This window comes from Tenacibaculum discolor (assembly GCF_003664185.1).
In the GTDB taxonomy this organism is placed as follows: Bacteria; Bacteroidota; Bacteroidia; order Flavobacteriales; family Flavobacteriaceae; genus Polaribacter; species Polaribacter discolor.
The window spans coordinates 68,670-92,139 of the sequence record NZ_RCCS01000009.1 but is presented as its reverse complement, the minus strand read 5'-3'; the positions used below and the strand labels follow the sequence as shown (position 1 = coordinate 92,139).

21 protein-coding genes are annotated in these 23,470 nt (G+C 29.3%); all 21 read left to right on the top strand.

The features are described 5' to 3' along the window. The first annotated feature begins 9 nt into the window (after positions 1-9). Positions 10-1,791, top strand: coding sequence for a type VI secretion system baseplate subunit TssF (locus tag C8N27_RS12500; protein ID WP_147431737.1), 1,782 nt, complete (start codon positions 10-12; stop codon positions 1,789-1,791). A 2-nt stretch (positions 1,792-1,793) separates the two neighbouring features. Next, positions 1,794-4,235, top strand: coding sequence for an AAA family ATPase (locus C8N27_RS12495; RefSeq protein WP_121147707.1), 2,442 nt, complete (start codon positions 1,794-1,796; stop codon positions 4,233-4,235). Next, the gene (locus tag C8N27_RS12490) at positions 4,220-5,164 is read left to right on the top strand and encodes a hypothetical protein (protein WP_121147704.1); all 945 of its coding nucleotides are present in this window, start codon (positions 4,220-4,222) and stop codon (positions 5,162-5,164) included. Before C8N27_RS12495 ends, C8N27_RS12490 begins: the two co-directional genes overlap by 16 nt. 14 nt (positions 5,165-5,178) lie before the next feature. After that, complete coding sequence (locus C8N27_RS12485) at positions 5,179-6,057, top strand: TssN family type VI secretion system protein (RefSeq protein ID WP_099276749.1); 879 nt, start codon at positions 5,179-5,181, stop codon at positions 6,055-6,057. Next, entirely contained in the window at positions 6,047-7,216 is a 1,170-nt protein-coding gene (locus C8N27_RS12480) for a hypothetical protein (RefSeq protein ID WP_147431736.1), read from the top strand. The genes C8N27_RS12485 and C8N27_RS12480 overlap by 11 nt, the downstream gene beginning before the upstream one ends. Positions 7,217-7,228: 12 nt before the next feature. Beyond that, on the top strand, positions 7,229-7,726 hold the full coding sequence (tssO, locus tag C8N27_RS12475) for a type VI secretion system TssO (protein ID WP_099215497.1): 498 nt from the start codon (positions 7,229-7,231) through the stop codon (positions 7,724-7,726). Positions 7,727-7,729: 3 nt separating this feature from the next. Further along, on the top strand, positions 7,730-8,176 hold the full coding sequence (tssO, locus tag C8N27_RS12470) for a type VI secretion system TssO (protein WP_099215496.1): 447 nt from the start codon (positions 7,730-7,732) through the stop codon (positions 8,174-8,176). Positions 8,177-8,186: 10 nt separating this feature from the next. Then, positions 8,187-9,119: a PKD domain-containing protein gene (locus C8N27_RS12465; RefSeq protein ID WP_099215495.1), complete on the top strand. Its 933-nt coding sequence runs from the start codon at positions 8,187-8,189 to the stop codon at positions 9,117-9,119. A 2-nt stretch (positions 9,120-9,121) separates the two neighbouring features. Further along, positions 9,122-11,446, top strand: a complete 2,325-nt coding sequence (gene tssR / locus C8N27_RS12460; RefSeq protein WP_147431735.1) for a type VI secretion system protein TssR domain-containing protein — start codon at positions 9,122-9,124, stop codon at positions 11,444-11,446. A 36-nt stretch (positions 11,447-11,482) separates the two neighbouring features. Next, positions 11,483-12,268, top strand: coding sequence for a type VI secretion system tube protein TssD (gene tssD, locus C8N27_RS12455; RefSeq protein WP_099215493.1), 786 nt, complete (start codon positions 11,483-11,485; stop codon positions 12,266-12,268). 6 nt (positions 12,269-12,274) lie between these two features. Next, positions 12,275-13,813: a hypothetical protein gene (locus C8N27_RS12450; RefSeq protein ID WP_121147697.1), complete on the top strand. Its 1,539-nt coding sequence runs from the start codon at positions 12,275-12,277 to the stop codon at positions 13,811-13,813. Further along, positions 13,810-14,484, top strand: coding sequence for a hypothetical protein (locus C8N27_RS12445; protein ID WP_121147694.1), 675 nt, complete (start codon positions 13,810-13,812; stop codon positions 14,482-14,484). Before C8N27_RS12450 ends, C8N27_RS12445 begins: the two co-directional genes overlap by 4 nt. Positions 14,485-14,590: 106 nt before the next feature. Next, positions 14,591-15,550 carry a glycoside hydrolase family 19 protein gene (locus C8N27_RS12440; RefSeq protein WP_121147684.1) on the top strand — a complete coding sequence of 320 codons (960 nt, stop codon included), beginning with the start codon at positions 14,591-14,593 and terminating at the stop codon, positions 15,548-15,550. A gap of 209 nt (positions 15,551-15,759) precedes the next feature. Beyond that, entirely contained in the window at positions 15,760-15,924 is a 165-nt protein-coding gene (locus tag C8N27_RS15955) for a hypothetical protein (RefSeq protein WP_167444754.1), read from the top strand. Beyond that, entirely contained in the window at positions 15,914-16,615 is a 702-nt protein-coding gene (locus C8N27_RS12435; RefSeq protein WP_121147681.1) for a tetratricopeptide repeat protein, read from the top strand. Before C8N27_RS15955 ends, C8N27_RS12435 begins: the two co-directional genes overlap by 11 nt. A gap of 247 nt (positions 16,616-16,862) precedes the next feature. Then, the gene (locus tag C8N27_RS12430; RefSeq protein WP_147431734.1) at positions 16,863-17,471 is read left to right on the top strand and encodes a hypothetical protein; all 609 of its coding nucleotides are present in this window, start codon (positions 16,863-16,865) and stop codon (positions 17,469-17,471) included. A 384-nt stretch (positions 17,472-17,855) separates the two neighbouring features. After that, the gene (locus tag C8N27_RS12425) at positions 17,856-18,350 is read left to right on the top strand and encodes a hypothetical protein (protein WP_121147676.1); all 495 of its coding nucleotides are present in this window, start codon (positions 17,856-17,858) and stop codon (positions 18,348-18,350) included. A 308-nt stretch (positions 18,351-18,658) separates the two neighbouring features. Beyond that, complete coding sequence (tssD, locus tag C8N27_RS12420; RefSeq protein WP_099215485.1) at positions 18,659-19,057, top strand: type VI secretion system tube protein TssD; 399 nt, start codon at positions 18,659-18,661, stop codon at positions 19,055-19,057. Between the two features lie 131 nt (positions 19,058-19,188). Beyond that, positions 19,189-21,033 carry a type VI secretion system Vgr family protein gene (locus C8N27_RS12415; protein ID WP_121147673.1) on the top strand — a complete coding sequence of 615 codons (1,845 nt, stop codon included), beginning with the start codon at positions 19,189-19,191 and terminating at the stop codon, positions 21,031-21,033. A gap of 22 nt (positions 21,034-21,055) precedes the next feature. Further along, the gene (locus tag C8N27_RS16180; protein ID WP_121147671.1) at positions 21,056-22,669 is read left to right on the top strand and encodes a PAAR domain-containing protein; all 1,614 of its coding nucleotides are present in this window, start codon (positions 21,056-21,058) and stop codon (positions 22,667-22,669) included. Positions 22,670-22,671: 2 nt separating this feature from the next. Next, positions 22,672-23,448, top strand: coding sequence for a hypothetical protein (locus C8N27_RS12405; protein WP_121147668.1), 777 nt, complete (start codon positions 22,672-22,674; stop codon positions 23,446-23,448). Positions 23,449-23,470 lie beyond the last annotated feature (22 nt).

Here is a 23,470-nt window from a genome sequence, read left to right as displayed (position 1 = left end):
AAAAACGCAATGAGAGACGAATACTTTATGAAAATTAAAAATCGAATGCTTTTGCGTTCGATGGAGTTATGGGGAATTAAAGACAAAAGAAGTGTCGACCCTATTTTAGATTTATTACTACATACTTTTGCTTATGAAATATCAAAATTACATCAACAGGTAGATGTTTCAGATAAAGAACTGCTAGATAGATTATCTAGGATATTAGTAAGTAATAAATGGTCTTTACCCTCACCTTCGCATGCTTTGCTAAAAGCACAACCAGAAGATGATACTACGCAGCTTTATGTTTCAGATCATTTTTATTGCTCAAAAAGAAGATTTGGAGAAGAAAAATTAGATGTCTTCTTTACACCCATTATCGCAAAACAACTCATAAATGCCTCTGTTAAATATTTAGGATATGATGATAAATTGCAAATAAGTGAAAATCAATTTGGAAATATAGAAGATGCTCTTTATTTATCTCAGGAGAATAAAATTAAAGATTATGAACTTTGGTTTGGAGTAGAGATTTCAAATGAATTGTTAGAGGAAACAAACAACTTATCCCTTTGTTTTATTTTAAAAGATAGTTTACTCTTACCTTTTTTAAAAACGATGAAGGTTTATGATGTGGATGGTAATGAAATGTTTCTAGATAAGGAAGAGTTAATAAACAAGAATAGTGAAGTTCATTATTTTGATGATGTTGTTTCGTTTTATGAAGATTGTTTTTATACGTTAAGTTTAAATGAATCTTGTAAGTCAAAAAAAACAATTACAGAGTTGTTTGGTGAACAGGACGATTTTTTCGTTGAACCAGAAGATTTAAATGAGAAATTGTTGTGGTTTAAAGTAAAGCTTCCAGAGGTTTTTTCTAAAGATAAACTGCAAGGAATAGATGTGAGTTTAAATACTTTTCCGGTAGTTAATAGAAAACTAGAGTACAAACAGCATAATTTTAGAAAAAACGGTAGGATTTTATCTGTGCTTAGTGAAGGTGTGGACTATTTTTTAAATATTGAAAGTTTAAATGATGATAAAGGAAATAGTTATGCTAATGTTATAGGAAACTCTACAGAAAGCCTTGAAGGTGGTTACTCGTTATATTTTGGTGATATAGGAAGGTTTGATACTAGAAGTGCTAAAATGATGTTGAGTAAAACCTCACAAACAGTAAGAGAAGAAGGGAGTGCTTTTTCTTCAATAGGTTATGATATTATACAAGCCTATTTAGATGACTTGCATGAAAAACTAGATGAAATTGATAAGAAAATTCATTTAGAATTTGGAGAGGTTAATGCAACTAATGATAAAACTTTTTTATTGACCTATCCGCATAAAGAAGCTTTTAATTACGAGTTTCAATATTGGTTAACAAATGCTAGTCAGGCTAATGGAATTAACACAAGTTACACCTTTAATCAATATAGAACAGGTAAGTTTATCGACAGTAAGATAAAGTTAAAAACAGATACAATAGGAGGTTATATTAGAAAGGAAGAACATGACAAAATAAACGGTTTACGTTATGGGCTGCTTACAAGAGAAAGAATTGTAACAAGAGAAGATGTAAAAAGCTTTGTAAATAGTAAAATAGGGCGTTTTGTTGAAGAAATTTCGATAAAAGACGGTGTAGCGATTTCAAAAGAAAAGAAAAAAGGTTTGATAAGAACCACTGATATATATATTAAAACAAAAAAAGAGTTAATCTCTAAAGAAAAACAAACCCTTTTCAGTTATTATCTTGAGAAGGAACTGGAAAAGAGATCTATATCAAATATAACTTATAAAGTATTTTTTATTTAAAAATGATAGAAAAAGATTACAGTTCAAGTGCTTTATCAAGCATAAAAAGAGCTAAAAGTATTGCTTACAGAGAAAATCAAAGTACCTATGGCGTTAGCCATTTAATAATATCATTAATTAACGAGCCTACTGGTTTAGAGGAGATTATTGATGGTATGGGTAAAGATGCTAGCTATGTCCTTGAGTGGTTTGAGGTAATGAAAGAAATGTATAAGTCTACGCCTCTACAAGCTTCAGGTGATGTAAATCCAGATAGCGAAGTAGCTAAAGTTTTTGAAGAGTCTGAACGTTCAAAAATAAAATTAGGAACAGAAAATATTGATGCTTTATGCATTTTTACAGCAGTAGTAAGAGAAGGTGTTGTATATTCTGGCCAACAAATAGAAACTTTAGGAATAACCGAACAAGATATTTTAAAACACTACAATGCAAATACTCCTACTTTTTTAGAATCAAATGCAAAAGAAAATATTTCGGCAATAAGTTCATATATTGAAGATCTTCAAACACAAGAGGTAATTCAAAAAGGAAACTTAATCTTAGGTAGAGAAAAAGAAGTACGATTAATCTTAGAAAATTTTGAAAGGTCAGAAAGTAAAGGTGTTATTCTAGTTGGAGATTCTGGAATAGGAAAAACAGCAACTATAAATTACTTTGTAAGAGAGTTGAGTAATAGTACAGATGAGTATTTAAAAAGTCATTTGGTATTTAAACTCAATGTTCCAAAACTATTAGCAGGAGCAAGTTCTGAAAATGATGTAAACAAGAAAATATCAGAATTATTTGAGAAGTTAGAGTCTATTGATGCTCCTTCCATATTAGTGGTGGATGATCTTCATGTATTACTTGAAAACTCTTCAGGAAAAACTAATGCCATTGTAAATATTTTAAACGCTCAATTAAGTGAAGGACGAATTAATATGATTTTTACTATTAATTCAGATTCATACAGAAAAAATCTTGAAAGACACCCTATTGATGGCAAATTAGAAATATTGAAGCTAGAAGAGTTGGGTGGTTTAGAGATGTTAAAATGTTTACATAGACACAAAAAAAGGCTAGAACTACATTTTGATATTAAAATTTCAGATAGAGCAATTGAGGAATCAATACATCTTTCAAAAAGATATTTTAAAGAAAAAAAATTACCCTATGGAGCAATAGATTTGATAGATAAAACCGTAGCAGCAGTAAAAATGAGTAATGCGACGGTATTAGGAGAAGTTAGAAAAATAGAAAAAGAATTTCAAGAGGTTAAAGAATCAGAGAAGTTTGATTTTTCTGATTTACAATTGATTTACAATACCATTTACAGAAAAGTTAGTGTTATTCAAACTTCAAAAGTAACCAAGTCATTTAATTTAGTATCAGATAATCTAGATTTACAGGAAGAAATATCTAAGGTTGATGAATTCTTGTCTATGTTAAAAGAACTAGCTAAGACATCTATAGATGTTGTAAGTGAAATAGATATTGAAGCTGTTGTGTCAGAAATAACAGGTATACCTTTAGGTAAAATTCAGACAGAAGAAAAAGAACGTCTTCTCAATATTGATAAAAGACTAAAAGAGAGAGTTAAAGGTCAGTCGAATGCTATTCAAACATTATCAGATGCTATTATAGAGTCGAGAAGTGGACTTAGTAACCCTAAGCAACCAATTGGTTCTTTCTTCTTTTTAGGGCCTACAGGAACAGGGAAAACTGAATTGACCAAATCATTAGCTGAGTTATTATTTGACGATGAAACGGCGATGATTCGTTTTGATATGTCTGAATTTAAAGAAGAACATTCTGCAGCATTGCTTTATGGAGCGCCTCCAGGATATGTTGGTTATGAAGAAGGAGGGATGTTAGTAACTAAAATAAGACAGCGTCCATATTCAGTAGTTTTATTTGATGAAATTGAAAAGGCTCACAGTTCTGTATATGATGTTTTTCTTCAATTAATGGATGAGGGTGTGATTCATGATAAACTAGGTAGAGAAGGAGACTTCTCTAATGCTATTGTCATTTTTACATCTAACATCGGTAGTCAATGGATTGCTGAACAAATAACAGAAGGGAAAATTCCTACTTCAAATGAGTTAATAGAGGTAATGGCACAACACTTTAGACCCGAATTTTTAGGAAGGTTAACAGAGGTAGTTCCATTCGCTCCAATTAATCAAAAAGTAGCACAAGATATTTTAGGAATACATTTTAATAAGCTTAGAAAGCAGCTAGAACAACAAAAACAAATAGTATTAGACATCTCTGATGAAGCTTTAGAATTTTTATCAAAAAAAGGTTTTTCTCAAAAGTATGGTGCTAGACCTATTGCTGGAGTTGTAAGAACGTATGTTAAAAAGGTAATATCTAAAATGATAGTTTCTGAACAGGTAAATAAAGGAGACCATGTATTGTTAGATTATAAAAACAATAATCTTGTATGGGAGCTAGTGTAAAAGAAAATGATGTTGTTGTTGACGATCTTGTTCGTAATATGGCATCTAACTTTATTGGAGAAGTTTTTGTAGAAGAATTAGAGTTTTTACTAGATAAAGATGTTTCTGAGACACTAATTGTGAGAAATCATGGTATGAATAGTAGAGCTCAGTCTAAAGATGTTTTATCTGTCGATTCAAACTTTATAGCTAAAGATACTGGTTTTGAAGAAAACTTAGTTGTCAACTTAAGTAGAAACAGTATATATCATCAACTGCCAGAAATTTTGTTCTATCCTCTCTCTTTAGGGGTTAATTCGGATAACAAAAAAGAAGTGGTTGATACCATTCGTAGAAATAGAGAAAAAGAAAAAGGAGACATTAACTTCTTTACTCTTTTTGATACTGAAATTTTTAAAGAAAGAGTTAGGATTAATAATAGAAGCTTGAACTTTTTCTCAGATAAAAAATCAAAACAAAACCTATTAAATATTTTCAAGGAAATTATAGGTTCTGATTTACAGATTTCTGATCAATCTTTGTATAAACTATTTCTTAATTTATGTAAGTCAGAGTTTTTTAAGGAAAACTTAGTAGAGTTAGAAAAATTAATACAAGTAGTTTTAGGCTTAAAAGTAAAACTTAGCTATGTACCTTGCGTTATCAATGAATCTCCTTTTTTAAGTTTAGGAGATGCTATTTTAGGAGTTGATTTAGGTTTAAGTGGAAAGCTTTACAGTGAGATAGATGATGTAAAGGTAGTAGTAGTGTTAGAAAAAGAAGTTGAAAACTTTAAGGTTTTAGAAAAAAGTGTATTACAAATAAAAGAAGTTCTGAGCTTCTTTCTAATTTCCTCAAGAAAAATTCATATCACTTATCAAACGAATTCTGATCAATCTTTTGTTTTGTCAGAAAGGTTTTTGGGGTATGACTCATATTTAACTAAATAAGAAAAGAAAAAGTTATGAACATAATAATAGTATATTTTTTAAAATTTCTTTTAGCACCTTTAATAGCCATTATATCTTTAATGGTGTTAAATAATATAGTAAAAGCTAAAAAATCCTTTAACATAAAAAAGGCAATTGTTTTAGTTTTGTTACTTACTCTTATTTTAATAGCACCAGTTTTTATAAGCCTGTTAAAATATGAGTTTGTATGGTTGGGACTAATTCTTACGGTTTTATGTTATCTTTTTGTGGGTGTGTTTTTTATGCTTTTTCAAAACACGAAGTTTTATAAGTCTATAGGTTTAGATAATAAATTTCATACACTATTTTTTGCTTTTATAGTAATGGTACTTTCTGCGTGGTTGTATTATTTAATCTTCGAAAAAATAAGTAACCTCCCTTATGCACTTTGGGCTATGTTGTCAATAATTTGGTTTGTATTACCCTTGTTATACACGATGTCTTTAGGCTACTTCTTAAACATATCAAAGCCATTTTATAAAGCTTGGAATGTTTCAGACAATGGAGCTACAGACATGTATTGGGATAATGTAGATGTTTTTAAACTAATACAAGTTACAGTAAAAATTAAAAGAAATCCTGATGATAAAAACTATAGTTCTTTTTCGGTAAAGTTACCAATGGAAGTATCAGTAGGTATGTGGTTTAACCGTTTTATTGAAGATCAAAATTTTAGATTCCCTGATAGAATGATTGATACCTATTTAGACGGAGAACCTATTGGTTGGATATTTTATACCAATAAGTGGTTCAACTTCCCTTTGTTTACAAAAGTTTTAGATGCTGAAAAAGATGGAAAATTTAATAGAATTAGAAATAAACAAACTATATACATAAGAAGAACTGCATTAAATACTATTGATGATGAATAAGAAAAATAATAAAATGAATTATTTACCAATAAATTGGACTGACGGAGTAAAAATATCTGCTGAGCATTTTTTTAAAAATTATAACAATACAATTGAAACTATAAAAGATTATAACTCTGTTTCTCTTAAAAATTATGAGTATGGTTTAATAGAAGGTGGAGCTGATTTTGATAACCTACAATTAGATGTTTTAAGTGATGGAGATAATTCTTTAGTAATAAAACTTAAGTCATGTAATGCAATTACAGAAAAAGGATATAGAATCATGTATCATCGTGATTTGTATGGAGGAAACTCACCTTATGTAACTTTAAAAACATCTGATTTTGATAAAACAGAAAGCGAAGAGTTTTATATAATTCTATCTTTATCACCTTTCGAGTATTTGCCAGTAGGTGTTCCAGATCCTGAGGTTGTACCACTACACCACCCTAATGTTTTACCAAAATTAGAGCTACATACACTTCCTGTTTCAAAAATTAATACAAGTTTTTTAAAAGAACACTTTTTAGTTGTAGGAAAAGTTCTGTGGATTAATGGATTGTTTTCAATAGACGAAGGATATGTACCCCCAGTAGTTAATTTATCTTCAAATGAAAGATTAGAAGGTTTTAGTAAAGGGTTGTTACAGGTTCTTATTAAGTCTAAAAACTATTCTATCAAAATATTTAAAAAGAATAATGGGCAAAAAAACAGTAACAAATTAGTAGCTAATACTTTTTCTATCTGTGCAAAACTACAAGAGTATTATAGTGACAACATCTTTAACTTAGAGAACATTTCGGTAAGTAGATCTCCTATGTATTTAGTAGATAGGTTAGTTGTATTAGCAAACAAACTTTCTATTTGTCTAAGTATAATGGATGATAAAGAAAAAGAGCAATTATTACAATATTACTATCAATGGACAGATATTAAACCTTCAGACTTTCTAGATGCTATAGTAGATGCTGTAAATGTTAAGTATAATCATATAGAAATAGCAGAAACCTTTGATGTGTTAAATAGGTTTGTGGCTATGTTAGAGCGTGTGTTTAAAAAGATGAGTGAACTAGAGTATATAGGACAAAGAAAAGATAATATCGTAATTAACGAAGAGTCAGGTTCACAGTTCAATAGAAATAGAGGTAAAAATAGTACTTGGAGTATAATTGATTAATACAAATTCCTTATGAAGGCTTTAAATCACAAAGAAAGAAAAAAACAAATTCTTAAATTTTTTGCGTCATTCTCTTTAACAGCAGTAGTTGTATTTTTCTGTTTATATGTCACTTTAATTATTGCAGAAAAAGGAGTTGTTTTAATTGAAAGTAAACAATCTCACTATAATGAAGTTTTTAAAAAGCAAGCAATGTTAAATTTTAAAATGGAAGAACTTTTTAAAAATTTATACAGCTTAAAAAATAAACGAAGAAATATAGGGGAGTATAGGCAAATGCAAAAGATTATTACCAATACTAGGGTTGAGATAAGACAAAGTATTGATAGTACAAAAAAAGAAAATAACTACTATAAAATTTACGGTGAGTTTTTATCGGAGATAAGAAATATTCAATCACTTCTTGAAAGCTATAATAAGGAGGTTAATACGAGGGAAGCTAACAAGGAACAGTTAGAAAAATGTAGAGAAAAGTATAAAGACTTAAATAAAGATTTAAACAAAGATTAAGCTATGGATAAACACGAAATTTTTTGGGAAAAAATAAGATTTTCTCTTCTGTTTATAATAATCTCTACAGTGGTATTTATAATACTAACTAAATTTATTTTTAAAGTACCTGTAGTAGAAAGTAAAGAGTTATTAAATAGTATTGATGCTTCAGAAGAAATTTTTGATGTTCAAGAGGACTATACGAAAAGAATAAAGAAAACACATAAAAAAATTCAGGAAATACCTTTTGATGTTATTCAAATCCAGGTACTAGATGAATTAGATAAAGAAATCCAACTATACAAAAAAATCTATAGAGATAACGATATGAATAACCGATACATTTTTGGAGTTCAATCATCAAAAACGCTTAAAATGTTTTTCGATTTGAGTGAAGAATACAATGCTTTAAAAAGAAATAATAAAGTTTTGAAAGAGAATTTAGAAGAATGTAAAGCTAACATTTAAATATAAGAGTATGTCTAATAAATTTAAATTATCAGCTTTAATTTTTATAGCTCTATTAGTACTTATACTAGCAATATTTGCACCCTACAAATCAAGACTTAGTAACTTAGATTTTTATGTATCTGAGTCTAATAGTAATTATCAATTTGAAGTTGGAGAAAAATTGTTTTTCCTTCTAAACGATACCAGTTTAGTTGAGGGGAGAAAAGTAGTATGGCACATGGGGAATGGAGATTCTATCATGAAACGAGGTAATATTGACTATAAATATCGTAAGGAAGGAAAATACCTTGTTTCGATTAAAATAAACGATAAGTTCACAGTATCAAAACAAATAGGAGTAGTTTCCTTGCCGAAATTGTCGCCAAGAGATTCTTTGGTAACCTTACATGGTGTAGATGAGGGGTATGTAGGTGAAGAATTAGTGTTTTTTACCGAAGGAAAGGGAATAAATACTTGGTATTGGGAGTTTGGAGAAACAGGAACTGTTGATGCTTATGAAGAACAAGTTATTTATAGGTACAGCAAACCAGGAGATTACAGAGTAAAACTTCAAACAAACACATTAAAATACCCCATATATCATAACATAAGAATTTTACCAAGATTTGAAAAAGTTGAAGAATTAGAAAAAGTAGATTCTTTAGGGGTTGTCCAAAATGACATTAGAAAAAGACTTCAAGCAATAGCCGATAGTAAAGTTACCGATCGGGGAACTTTTTATAAGAACTTAAATTATATAAAGAATAATTACACATGTAATCAAGCTGAAGACATACTTGTAATTGTTAATGGAGGAAGGTATAATGACTTCTTTAGTTATTGTCAAGGTTTACACTATCTAGAAAATAAAAAAAGAAGCAAAATAATAATTAATAAAGTTGAAATAGATACAATTAAATGTTTCAAAAGATTAAATGTAACACAAAGTTTACTAAGATAATAATGCAAAAAAAAATAACACTTTTTATTTTTTTTCTGTCGCTATATTCCTTTCCTATCATATCACAAACCATAGGAAAATATGAAAAAGTAAAAGAAGTAAAAGCAAATAGGTTTAACTATCTTAAAAAAGTAAAAACAAAGCACGATGCCTCGTTAAAAATGGTTTTTTCAGATAGAGAAAACAATTCTTTTTATAAAGGCCCATACATTCAAGAAAAGTTTAAGAAAAAAGGATTGCTAACTCCGTTGTATGTGATTGATGAAAAAGAAAATTCGTATGAAGTTGTAGTAGCTAATCCAGATCAAATAGGTAAACCTAAAGGTTTATTCTCGATGTTTTATGGAGATAAGTTTAACTTTAAAGATGCAGAGCAAGTAGAATATTTAGGCTGGATACCTGCAAATAATGTTATAGAGTACAATCACTCTTTTATAGAAACCTGTAACAATAAGCCAATAAAATACAAAGTAGGTACTGATAAAACGTTAAGGCTTTTTGACTTAAAACCTTATATGGAAGTAGATTCTGTAAACGTGTTTAAAGATCCTTTTTTTAGAACAAAGTCTAATAAGAAGTTAGTATCCAATCAAATAGTATATCCTTATAAGTATGATGAAAAAGGAAAAGCAGTATTTGTTTCTGATAAGCCTACTTTAAAAGATTCCGTTTCTCAAACAGTAGGTTGGATACCATCAAATTTAATTACTCGTATAGGGCAAAATCAAGTGTACGTTGTAAACAACACTGATAGTTTATTAGCTGTTAGTAATAAAGATACAATTCAACTTACAGGTGAAGATGTATTGTCAAAATATGTATATACAGGATATAAAAATTTGAAAATAGATGTTACTAAAGATTTAATAGCTCCAGTACATGTTTGGAACCATGATAAAAATAAACTTATCAATGTAAAAGGAAACAGTTTTTATACAAAAGAAATAAAGTTTATGAAAGAGGAATCTAAAGTAGTAAACTTCCACTTTATTTCTAAAAACGAAGAAAGCGAGCATCTAAAAAAAATACTAAACTCTTTACAAAGTTTATACATAACCTTATTTCAAGAACCTACTGAAACTAAATACAGTTTTTCAGCAATATTAGTGGACAAAAAGGGAACAGCGATATTAGAAAAAACAAGTTCCTTTTCAGAATGGATTAGTTTTGTAGAGTCTTTTATAGAAAGCAATCAAAATAATTTAGCTGTAGAATACACAGAAAAAACAATGTCTATTCCAAAGGCAGTTAATTATGCAATAGATAATTTTTCAGGTGAAAAAAAGCGTTTCGAAAACAACTTCTTTATCATAGCTTCAAGTAAAGAGAGTACAAATGATATTAAAAGGCAAAAAGATGCTTTTTTTGAAAAAATAGCTAAAAAATCACCTAAAATTATTTTTGCTCAATTAGACAATAACAAAAGTGTAAGGTCTCAAAATTATATATTAGGAAGTAAAGAGTTTTTGTATAAAACAGGGAAATTTTATAATGAATTTATCAAGAATTTTATTGTAGATAATGAAATCATTGTAGAAAATAATATACTTAAAAAAGTACCTGCAGACGAAGATAATATCTATGTGTATGATGCACCAGATAATAGTTTGTTTAACGGAGGGGTTGTTTTTCCAAGGATAGAAAGTTCCTTAACTCCTTTATCTTTAGAAAAAGCGATAGATACTGTTTTAAAAAGGTCTGTTTTAACCAATGATAAACTTATATCCTCGTTAAATTACTTCAACAAAAAACTAGGAGTTTTAAGAAGTGAACCAAGTGCTACGATAAAAACAAGGTATAAAGAGTTAAATACGGATAGTTTACGACTCTTTCAGTTAAGTAGAAACAACTTACACGAAGTGTTATACCAAAAAGTATCATTACTTAACGATAGTATTATTAAAAAAGGATATGTTTTTGATAAGGATGAAATTATAGAGTTGATAGAAAATTACCGTAGTACATTTCCTCAAATGGCGAAACCAATTACGAGAAAAAAACGAAGAGTAATAAAACGCCTTTACCAAAAACAAATAAAAATATTAAACAAAGCAGCGTATAGATATGTTTTAAGTAGAAAAGCAACAATTGCCGACCTATTTTACTTTAAATCAGGAATCCCTCTAAATCACGAAGGTTATTATTGTTTACGAATACATAAACTGCCAAGAAAAAGAGTAGGAAAAAACGGTTTTGAGAAATTTTATTTTCAACAATATGAAAAAATAGATAAATTAGAGGAATTATTTTTAAAAAATAAGTTGCAAAAAGTAGAAGAAGGTTATAAGAGTGAAGTGTACTTTATACCTTTAGAACTATTGCCCTAGTTAATAGTTAGGAAGAACCCCGAAAATTGCCTAAAAATGAATGTTAAAGCAAAGCTATTTGTATGTGGAGAAGAGCGAGAACTTTTCAATACAAATTTAAATTACGATCGACTTATTGATTGGAACGGAAAACCTACCTCTGCCTTAATGGGAGGAACCATCTCGGTTACATTTGAATCACAAATGTATGACGATAGTTTTTTAGAGTGGATTATTGCCGATAGAACCGAAAACAAAAAAGTATCATATCCCTTTAACTTATATCAGTTAAGAGAAGGAAAAGTTGTTTTTTATCAAGATGATTTTGACGGATTAGAAATCTTTGAATACAGTTTTAAAGATGCTACTCTAATAAATTATCACGAAAAATTTTGTAATCAATCAGGTATGCAGGTTACTTTAACCATATCACCTGCTATGCAAGACTACCGATTTTTTAACAACTCTAGCTGGAGTAAAAAAAGTACCACACGCTATATAAAACACTGGCAAGAAAGTTTTATACCAATAAAAGAAACTGCACCATACAAAGCTAAAGAAGATACAACACCACGTTTTACCTGTTATTATACCGACCTTGAAGGTAACAAACAAGCAGAAGTAAATACCGGAGAAGAAGTGTACTTAGTATTAAAAACAGAAAATGCTATAGGACAAACAATAGATATCGATTTAAGTAACCACACCAAAGATTTTGTATACAAAGACAAGGTTATAGAAAACGATATTATAAAAGATTTTAAGGTAACTAGTAGCGAACATAAACTCAAGTTACGTGTAGTAGTTCAACAAGAAGGAGAAAGAGAAACAATACAAAATTAATTAGCTATGGCAACACTAACCGTAAAACCAAGCAATACTTTAGGTATTAAAATACAACGAGTAAAAAAAGCTTATTTAGCAAAAAAAGAAATTAAAGGTACAGAGAAAACAGGAGAAACTGAAAGTTATACTTTTAAAGGGAGCAATAATACAAGCACCAAAACTCGTAAGGAAAAAATAGCAACAATTATTTATAAAAACATTAAGGGAGGTTTACAAAAAAAGCAACAGCAGACAACAGTTGCTCACATAGTAGAGGTACTTAAAAAAGACTCATATACTAAAGGAGATTGTATTGATATTCCTTTAACTCTGCCAAAAATAGAGTTTACAAAACTAGCTAATGCTAATTTAGGAGATGAGGTGTATATGGTGGTTGAAACTGAAAATATGGCTAATAAACGTATAAAGTTAAGTTTAAAACAAGCCGAAAAAGATTGTTTGGTAGCAAAAGATAGTTCTATAGTTTTACAACAGGATGGTAAAAAAACTAGTGTTGTAGAAACGTATGTAAGCAGATTTACAGAGCAAAATAAAAAGAACATATCAAATGCTGAAGATTTTAGAAACTTTGCAATAGATGCAGTTACACTATCACCTAAAGAAGAGAAAGATCAGAAAAAATACAGAGAAGCTTTAAATAAAACAACTGACAAAAAAACAAAGTTGTTTATGGTCGTTGATGCAGAGCCTGAAAATCAAAATTGGCTTGAAGTAAAATATGAGGAAATTTTTGATAACCGTCCAAACTTTTGGTATTATGGAGATGATAATTGGTTTGAGCTAAAGGATAATTCTACGCTTGAATATAATATTTACAGTGATGGTAAAATTGAAAAGACAAAAATTTCAAAACCACAAAAAGTAATTTATTATTATTATGACTCAAATAACAAGAAGCATACTTTAGGTGAAGCAGCAATTCATAAAACAAAAAGGCATGTAAAAAAAGATGTGATATCAACTAAAGAAGACTATATTTTATTAGCATATTCAAAGGATATAAAAGAGTATAGTTCAGGCGCTGTTAAGTTTGCTTTTTCTAGTTGGAATAGTGCTTCACAAAGATGGTATATTAACCCAGATTGTTTTGCAGGATTAATAGGAGCTATGATAGAGGAAAGTATTGAAGATTTAGGGTTTAATGGATTTAGTATAAAAAATGGTAATACAGCTGGAGGAAGTTCTTCGCATATTAATGGAGAAAAAGGAGATTTAAGGTATTTAAGTACTAATAAAAATGGTGAACGAACAGTATTACAAGACAGTCATTTTGATTATGAAAGGCAGGTAAAGTTTAACAATGCTCTATATAAGTTTGGTTGGGGGCGAAAATCAAAAATGTATTCAGAAAATTTTGATAGAGAAGTAGAAAAAGAAGTTTTGGATGAAAAAACCAAAAAGAAGGTTTTGAAAAAAGTAAAAGAAGAAACACTTCTTCCTCATACAAAGCATATGAAGAAGACTACAGGGAACGTTAAATATAGACATCATCACCATTTACATTTAACAGGATTTGATTTTTCAAAAATTAAAGAGATATGAGATATTTATTGATATTATTTTTAGCCACGTTGTCTTTAGGTTGTAAGAAAAGTATAAAAAGTGAAAATAATAAAGACAAAGAAGAGATAATAGTTCTAAATAAAAAGAAGAATGATTTTCAAAAATGTATTGAGAGTATACCTAACTATAGTAAAATTAAACTAGAAAAAAGTATAAGAAATTATACAAAAGAGGATGATTCAGGGTACTTTATAAAAAAAGATAGCTTAAATATTTATGATAAATGTGTTCATTCTTTTTTTAATAGTAATAAAACAGAGCATGATAACGGTAACTTTTTTTATAATATAACAGGGAAAAAGTACTATCCTTTCTTTAAACAAGTAAAAGATGATTACATTACTATAGGAAGTTTTGTTCAATATTATGGAGAGAATGATATTCCAGGAGTTAGTTTTCAGTTAAACATATTTAACCATGATGGAGAACAAATAGATTATTTAATTGTTTATAATCGTTTTAGTTTTGAATTGGTTTTAAAGTATGATTTTATATTTAATGATAAATTATCTGAGATAATAATAAATAAAATAGAAGAAAATTGGCTGTTATTAGATGAAGAAGGAGAAATAATAGGTGAAAGAGATACTCCAAAAGTAAAAAAAGAAAAAGAGACTTATAAAATTAGTAGTTCAGGATTCATTAAGTAAAATAGCAAAAGTAAAAGAATACAATGGCTTAACAAGCGATACCATTTATGTAGGAAAAACTCTAAACATTGGTTCACAACCTAAAAAAGAAAAAATAGGAGATAAAGTGACTTTTAAGAGTTTAAAGTCAGCAAATTTAGGCGATGAAGTTTATATAGTTGTAAAAACATCAAACTTGTCAAATAAAAAAATATGGTTGAATGTTAAACAAGGAAAGGATGAGGAAATGAAGTTAGAAACTGAAGAAAAAGGTTTAATGTTACGGCATGAGAAAGGTACAAATACAATAGCTGAAGCACTTGTAGGAGCATATGCAAAAGATAGTAAAATTACAAATAAAGATGATTTTAAAGATTGGGCAATATTTAAAGTTACGTTAGGAGGTAAAGATACCAAAAGAGAAAAAGAAGAGTTAGATAAGCTTAAGGATAAAAAGGCGTTTATGTGTCTATTAATTGATGCCCATACTCCTAATGGTATAAAAGTAGTATATAATGGAACGAATCCAGATAAAGATGGAGAACCAGACCAACGCACAACACCTAACCGTTGGTTAGATATAGACGGCAAGTGGTTTGAGTTAAAGGGAAATGATTGTTGTAAGTCGGATTTAACTAAGGAGCAAATAAAAAATATAGCGACTAGTGCTACAGATGCAAATATAGAAGAGCATATAAAAGGAATTAATGAGTCTTTTAAAGATAATGGAATCAATACGTGTCTTCGTAAAATTCATTATTTAGCACAGTTGATTCATGAATCAGGCAGCTTTAGGTATACTGAAGAAATAGGAGCAAGTGAAACAGATTATGGAGGATTTAAAGGTAGAGGTTTGATTCAGTTGATTTTCAAGTCAAACTATGAAGCTTATGGAGAATTTGTTGATGAAGACTTTACGTCATCCCAAAAAAATAAGGAAAAGTTAGAAGAAGACCCTCATGCAGCTAAATCAGCAGGTTGGTTTTGGGGACAAAAAGCAAAGTTAAATGATGAAGCTGATAATAATGATTTTATATTTATTACAAGGCTTATTAATGGGGGTTTAATGGATATAATGATAGGTTAAAATATGTAAAAAAAGGTTTTAAGGAGTTATATAATTCTTGTTCAAATAAAAAAAGCGATACTACAGATTATAAATTTAATGAGAGTGAAGCTTATAATGATAAAAGAGCTTCATTTGCTTGGGGGTTATGGCATGACCCAGATTTATCTAAATCAGGATGTACTAAAGATAAAACGAAATCATTAGAGGGGTATGAAAGGTTTATTGAGTTGACTGACTCCAGTTATTCTAAAAAAAATTGGTATGGGATAAAATCAATCTCTAATTTTTCTTCAATTAAAAAAAGTACTGGAGGAGGGGAGAATAAAAAATATTATGTAAAAGTAAGAGAAGCAGCAGAGTTACGTATAAAAGCTTTAAAAAATGAAAAATAAACAAATATTAATTGTATTATTCGTTTTTTCGATCATTTTAATTCAATGTAAAAAAGAAAGGAATAAAGAAAGTAAAACATTGAAAAATGAGTTTGCTTCTAAAAATAAAAAAGAGGTAATCAAGGACTACTTGTTAGAGGGGATATACTTCCCAGATGAGTTTAGTGGAGATTGTGACTTTTGGTTAAAGATAGATAAAGAGGAAGAAAAATATTTATATACCTTTTTTAAAGGTTCGAAAGTAGAAAAAAAAGGAGAATTATTTTTAAAAGCTAAAGAGAAGGAAGTGAGTTTTTCAAATGAATTTAATGGCTCTTGTCATAGAGACACTATTTTAATTCAAAACTATGGAAACAGTATGAACTACTATGAGCGAATCCCTTACTGTAGTTTTAAATACATTAACCTTATAAAACAACTCAAAGTAAATGAAGATAATTTAGTTTTTTTTAATGACAAAGCTTATTTTCTTGAGCAATCGGGTTTATATGAAGAAGCCGTTTATATTCTTGAAGTAATCATAAAAGAGTTTCCAAACAGGACAGTTGCATATCTTAATTTAGGAGATGCATATTGGGGCTTAGGTAAAAAAGAGGAAGCTAAACAAGCATATAAAATTTATATTGAACAAATGAAAGCTAAAAACAAAGAAAGTAAAATACCAAGTCAAGTTTTAGAAAGAATAAGTTAGTTATATCTTTCCAGAATATAAAAAAGTTAAATTCTCTTAGCTAAGTTTAAGGCTTTCAAATTAAATGAAACATATCTATTAATGTAATTATTTGGGCAGCGGAAATTTTGATTATAAGAATTATTAGGTTTAATAGTGCTAATTGAGATGAAGATATATGGTAATAGAGGCCAAAAAAATGACAAAAAACGAAGCCTACAATTTAATAATATTTTTTACATCTATTTTGTTTTTAATAAGTTGTAAAATGTCTAAGGATAACGAAAAAAAGCTTGTTGAAGTTCCTGTAGTAGAAAGTATACAAGCATTTAGCTGGGATACTGTTTCTATTAAAAAGTTACCTTATACGTATTCGTATGACTATAATAATGATTTTTTATTTGCTCTTACTGATAGCTTAAAGCAGAAAAATGAAATAAGTGAGAAATCGGAGTTGAATTTTTTGTTTTCTGATAAAACTGAGTTTAAATTAAAAGAGGATTTATACGCTAAAGAGGAAGATAGTTATCCTTATAAAGGAAAAGGATATTTTTATAAGAGGTTTCCAGATAAAAATAAGTATAAAGTGCTTTTATTTATTTATTCAAATAAAGAACAAGATTATTATCTGCCGTATTTTGAGTTACAAACTATAAACAGTAATAACAAAACTGTTGATAAACTGATTGTTGTAGGAGGAAAGAATTATGAATGTGGATGGGATAGGAGCTTTGAAATTGATAAAGATTATACAATTACAACCATTGATGAACAATCTTGTTACGATATAGAAGAAAAAAAAGAAATTGAAAGAGTAATATATACAAATAAGTATAAAATAGATACCCAAGGTTATTTTAAGAAAATAAAAAAATAAGATTATTTATAACTAAAACATAAGAAGTTCCGATTTATAATTTTGAGTTAGATATAAATTTTCAACCTCTAGGTATTAAAAAAATCTGAGGTAACAATACTGCAAGATTAGTTTTTGCTGAGATGAACCATTGTAATTAGCAACTAAACTTTAACGTCTTTAATTTTATATATATTATTAGTAATTACTGTCAGTCAATATAAAAAACTTACTACTTTTGCTTAACTGCTAAAAAGAAGAATAAATCTAACATTCTTAATGTTTTGAAGAAGAAAAAGGACTACTATAAAATTATAGTAGTAGCCAATTTAAAAAAATAATACAATTCTTTCTTCTTACAACTATAAACGAGTTAGTAGTAGTTTTTCAATTAAATTTATATATATGATTTTTAAACTGATATTTAGAAAAAAATTAAAAGAGTTAAGAAAGAGAGAACAAGGGATAGAGCTAGAAAGAACCCGTTTAAAAAAAGTTAAGTATTTATTAGATGAGCGTGTAGGAGATGGAGCAAAATGTGTAATAGAAACAACTAATAAAGGGGTTGCAGTATTAGTAGCAATAAATTCCAAAGAAAATGAAATAGAAGTTTTTGATATTGACACTATGAACATGCCTTCAGTTAAAGAATCTGGGTTATGGGTGAAGATGTGGGATAAAATTAGAAGTAAAGAGGTTTTTTTGCAAGATAGGAATGGAAAAGAAAAAGGACTTGAAGAAGTTGCAATGATGCATTTATTTAACCTTGTTGATGAAGCCACAAAAGAAAAAGTTAGTTGGAAAGTAAAAGACATTAAAGATTATAATGATAAAGACGAGCTTATTACTTTGTATGAAAATATGGGATTTAAAATAAAACACTTTTCAAAGACACAATAAATTTTTTAAGATCATAAAAGTTAACTTGACTAGTAGTAGTCTTTGTTCAGCTAAGATTATTAAGTTTTCTTGAAAAAATAATTTTAAAAAAGTAACAATTTTTTTACATAAAAATTTGGAAGTAAAAAAACTATAATATACATTTACATCACATAAGGCAATATTTGTTATCTTCTTTCTTCTTATAGAATGGCGCCAAAAAATAAAAAAAGAGAAGGTTTTATATTGTTTAAAGCTTTCTCTTTTTTTTATGGAGAAAGCTCTAAAAAGTATTTTAATTTAATTATTTAACCCAAAAAAAAGAAACTATGGGATCATTTAGAGCAAGTTTCGAATTCGCAGGAAAAGAATTCGACGTATTACAAGCTGAGTACAGCTTAAACAGAAACACAGATACAAAAGGTAAACCATCTTCAAGTGTAAATGGAGGAAGAGTTACTTTAACTATCGAGTCTACATCAGATACATCAGTAATTGAGGCAATGGTAAATAGCCAATTTAAGTCTGTTGATGGAAAAATTGTTTTCAAGAAAACTGATGAAGATTCAAAAATGAAAGAAGTGGAATTCAAAAACGCTTACATCGTTTATTTTAAAGAAGATTTAGATGTAAACAACGAAATTCCAATGAAATTAACAGTTACTTTCTCTGCTGAAGAATTACTTATTGGTAATGCTAACTTAGATAACCGTTGGCCAGTAGCTTAATGAGAAGGACTAAATAACTTTTAGTTTTATATAATTTATTTATTAAAGACCTTCTCTTTTTATAAAGGAAGGTCTTTTTTTTTGTCAAAAAAAGCGTTGATAGTTAACTATAACAAAGAAAAAATACCCCCATGCATAAGATAAAAGAAGAAGCATTAGATAAGCAAATTACCATTGATGGTAACTTTGTAAAGAGCTATAAAACAATTACAATTAACCAATTTTTATATAAGCATCATACTTTTGAAGTTGTAGTAGATATAGAAACGGTAGAAGAAGCAGGAAGCTACACACTAGATAAATCAAAAGAATGGTTAGGTAAACAACTTACCACCAATGTTTCTGGAAAAGCTTTTGTAGGAGTTGTGTTAGATGTATCAATGCGTCATAATGAGATAGGATTACACGGCGAATTAATACTTAAAGGATTGTCTCAAACAGTTTTGTTAGAAAATGGAAAACAACAAAAGTCTTGGTTAGAAAAAGACTTAGGAAGTATCGTCACAGAAATAGTAGATGCTACTGCTATCAAAAATAAGATTAGTCCATCATACACTGCAGTAATCCCTTACCAATGTCAATACGCAGAGAGCGACTATAAATACCTTCAACGATTAGCATATCAATATAATGAATGGTTTTACTTTGATGGGGTAGACGTTATTTTTGGAAAGCCTGAATCTGAAGGTCAAAAACCAATAGAGCTAGAATACAGTAAAGATTTAAAAGAACTACAAATAAAAACCAAAACGTATAATCCTACTTTAGCGACTTATAGTTACGATTCGTTAAATGATCAGTTTTTTGAAGGTGACTTAAAAGCTAATAATGAAGGGTTAAACGACTTAGCAAATACTGCACTTAAAGCATCAGAGCAAGTTTATAAAGAAGTAAAAGACTTTGGAGTAAGTGATGTGTTTTTACAAGATAAATCATCATTAGATGAGTACTTACAAAAGCGTTTACAAGGGTTAAGTGCAGGAGGTAATGTGCTTAAGGCTAGTGGGGTAACAAAAGGACTTTGTTTAGGAACTATAATAAAAGTTAGTGCAGCAAAGTATGATGAAGGTGAGTATACTGTAAAACAGTATGGAGAATATATTATAACTCAAATAAGTCATTATGCTGATGTTGGAGGAGCATATCATAATACCTTTGAAGCTGTCCCTGCAAACACAAAAAGTTTACCATTAAACGAAAGTATAGCGCCAGCTGTAGCTAATAATCAAGTAGCTAAGGTAGTAAGTAATAAAGATCCGGAAAGTAAAGGACGTGTACAAGTTCAGTTTTACTGGCAAGAAGCTATTGGAGCAAAAACAGATTTTATTCGTGTAATGACTCCAGATGCAGGAAGCAGTGATCTTACTAAAACCAATAGAGGATTTGTATTTATTCCAGAAATAGGCGATCAAGTAATGGTAGGTTTTGAACATAACGACCCTAATCGTCCTTTTGTAATGGGAAGCATGTTTACAGGTAAAAATGGAGCAGGAGGAGATGAAGAAAATGTAAGAAAGAGCATTATTACGCGTGGTGGACATACGATTGAGTTAGACGATACAAAAGATAAGGAGAAAATAACCATAAAAGACAAAGACGGAAGTATTATAACTTTTGATACTAAAGAAAAATCATTGTTTGTTCAGTCTGCTGAAACTATGGAGTTTTCTGCTAAGAATGTGAAAATAATTGCAGAAGAAAATATTGAACTACAAGCAAAAGGAGAAATAAAAACAGCGTCAGAAAAAGACACTTCAATTTTATCTCAAGGAGCAATTAAAGCTCAGGCAGATAAAGATGCTAGCATTACAAGTAGTGCAAATGTGGCTATTGAGGCAAGTAGTAAAGCTACTATTAAAGGGCAAAATACAACTATTGAAGGTCAAGCGGCAGCCGAATTAAAAGGACAGCAAACAAAAGTACAAGGGCAAATGACTGTAGTACAAGGAGCAAGCGGTAAGTTTGATATAATGTAATCTTTTTAAAAAACTAAAACATATGCCAGGACCAGTAGCAACAGTAGGTAGTATGCATGTATGTCCTATGTGTAGTGGAACTACTCCCCATGTTGGAGGACCAATAGCACAAGGAGAAGCAAATGTATTAGCTAATGGGAAACCCGTAGCCACCATAGGTAGTATGTGTACCTGTGTAGGACCACCGGATACCATAGCACAAGGATTTCCTAATATTTTAATTAACGGAAAACCCGTAGCATGTTTGGGAGACCTAACAGCTCACGGAGGAACAATAACAGCAGGAGAAGCTAATATTATAGTAGGTAGTGCTGCGCCAGTTCCTTCAGTTAATATGCCTGTAAACAAGATACCATTTCCAAAAATTAGTATTGTAGATAGATTAGCTCACAATAGCAAAATAAAAGAAGCTGAAGAAAACCAAGAAAAGCTAAAAGAAGAAGAGCAAGGAGAACCGCGAATTTATAATTTACAATGGCTAAAAGAAAAAAATATAATTAGGAAGTCAAAAGTGTTAAAAGAAGTGACACTACGAGCCTATGTGTATAATATACCTGATGGTGAAAGTATTACATTTAAGGTGAAAAAACCTGTTGAAACTACCGATGAAAATGGAAGTACAGCCACAAATGAAGAAGAAGTGGTAGAATTAACAGGAACAGTACAAGATAAAAAGGTTGAAGTTACTTGGGAGGTTGAAGATGTTTCAGAAGAAGGAGAGAGTACAAGTAATACACAAAAAAAAAACAATACAATAGTAAGTACGCAAGCAGAAAGTAATACAACACCATCCAATAATGTAGTAGCTACTCCTGCTTCAGGAGAAGAGAAGGAAGATCGTTTTGTCGAGGTAGAAACAGGAGAAGTAAAAAAAGGAAATTGGATTACAGAAGAAGGAAATACGGTTATTGTTAATAGAAATGGGCAAAGAGCTTATGATTGGGAATATGCAGACAATCCTGATGAAGCTAAAATGAAGCAAAATGGAATGTCAGATTATGATATTTTCAATGTAAAGCTAACAAAATCTTATCCTGAAGCGTATCTAAAAGCAGAAATGAAAGTCACACTTTGGTTGTTTTCTGATATAGAAGATGGCTTTGGAGAAAATGGAATACGATTAGCAAACCACTTTTTTTCAGGAGGAGGAAAAGACTTTGAATTTAACCAAAGTTCAAACCCTTCTATAGAAATGCGTGACTCAGAAAGGTTTAAGTCGTTCGTGTCTTCTTTAAAAGAAGAACTCAAAAAAAAGTATGAAAAAGACGGAACAATAAATGGATCAACTGGAGTTAACTTATATAGTATAAGAACCTCACTTCCTTATTATGGTGTATCATCTTCATTAAACCCCAATGTAAATGAGTCAGCAACATTTATAGGAGGTATTCAAGGTTGTGTAGCAAAGTTCAAAGTCTTAAAAAATGAAAAAACACAAGAAGTCAAAGTTGAAATTGAACGAGTACTATTCTTAGATACTTTTGGAGCAGGATGGGAAGATGGTGGAGCTAATGGAAAGGCAAAACAATGGGTGCCAGGTTTGGTAGCAATGTTTTGTTTACAACATTTTAAGAATTTAAAAAGCCCTAATAAATTTAGGCCTTTTACAGTGTTTGTAGATATTAAACCTTCATAATTATGAATCTAATTTTTATTCTTTTGGTTGTAATAACTATTATGTTCATTCTTTTTTTTAAAACAAAAAAGAAATTCATAAAAATTATTACAATTATTGTAGCACTTCTAGCTGTTTTTTGGGCATTTCTTTTAGCAGAAAAAGAAGTAGAAAATAAAAACGAAGCTTTTGAAATAAAACAGCTTACCATAAACGATTATGAAGCAGACTATGTGTTTAACTTTAAAGGTAACGCTCAACAAATAAAAAGTATATTTCAGTATGTTTATAACGATCTAAAAGAGAGAAAAACAAAACAACAGAAGAAATCTCAAACGGACAGCATACAGGGTGAAGTAGCAACAAATAAATCGGCAAAAGAGCTAATTGAAAAAACGTCATTAACAGAAGAAGAAATAAAGGCAAGCTTTTTTGATTATGAGTTTTTAAGACCTGTTGAAAATGCAAACCCCAATGATAGAGAGAACTTAATATTTAAATTTATAATAGACGAAGAAAAAGGAGATATAGAAAGTATTATATCAAGATTTACGAATACGGAGATAAAAAAAGATGAGTATAAAATTGAATCAGTAAATGATACTTTATCTAACATATATTTAAAAGATACATTATTAAATTATAATTCATTTTCTAAGAGCTTAGAGCTGGCAAAAAAGAATAAACCTCACTTTACTTCGAATATTTACAATTACGATGTTTTATACAAAAACAAATTTATTTTCAGAATAAAATATTTTGAAAGAGGAAAGTATCTTAAAGTATTTTTTAAAAACTAAAAACTAAAAACTAAAAACTAAA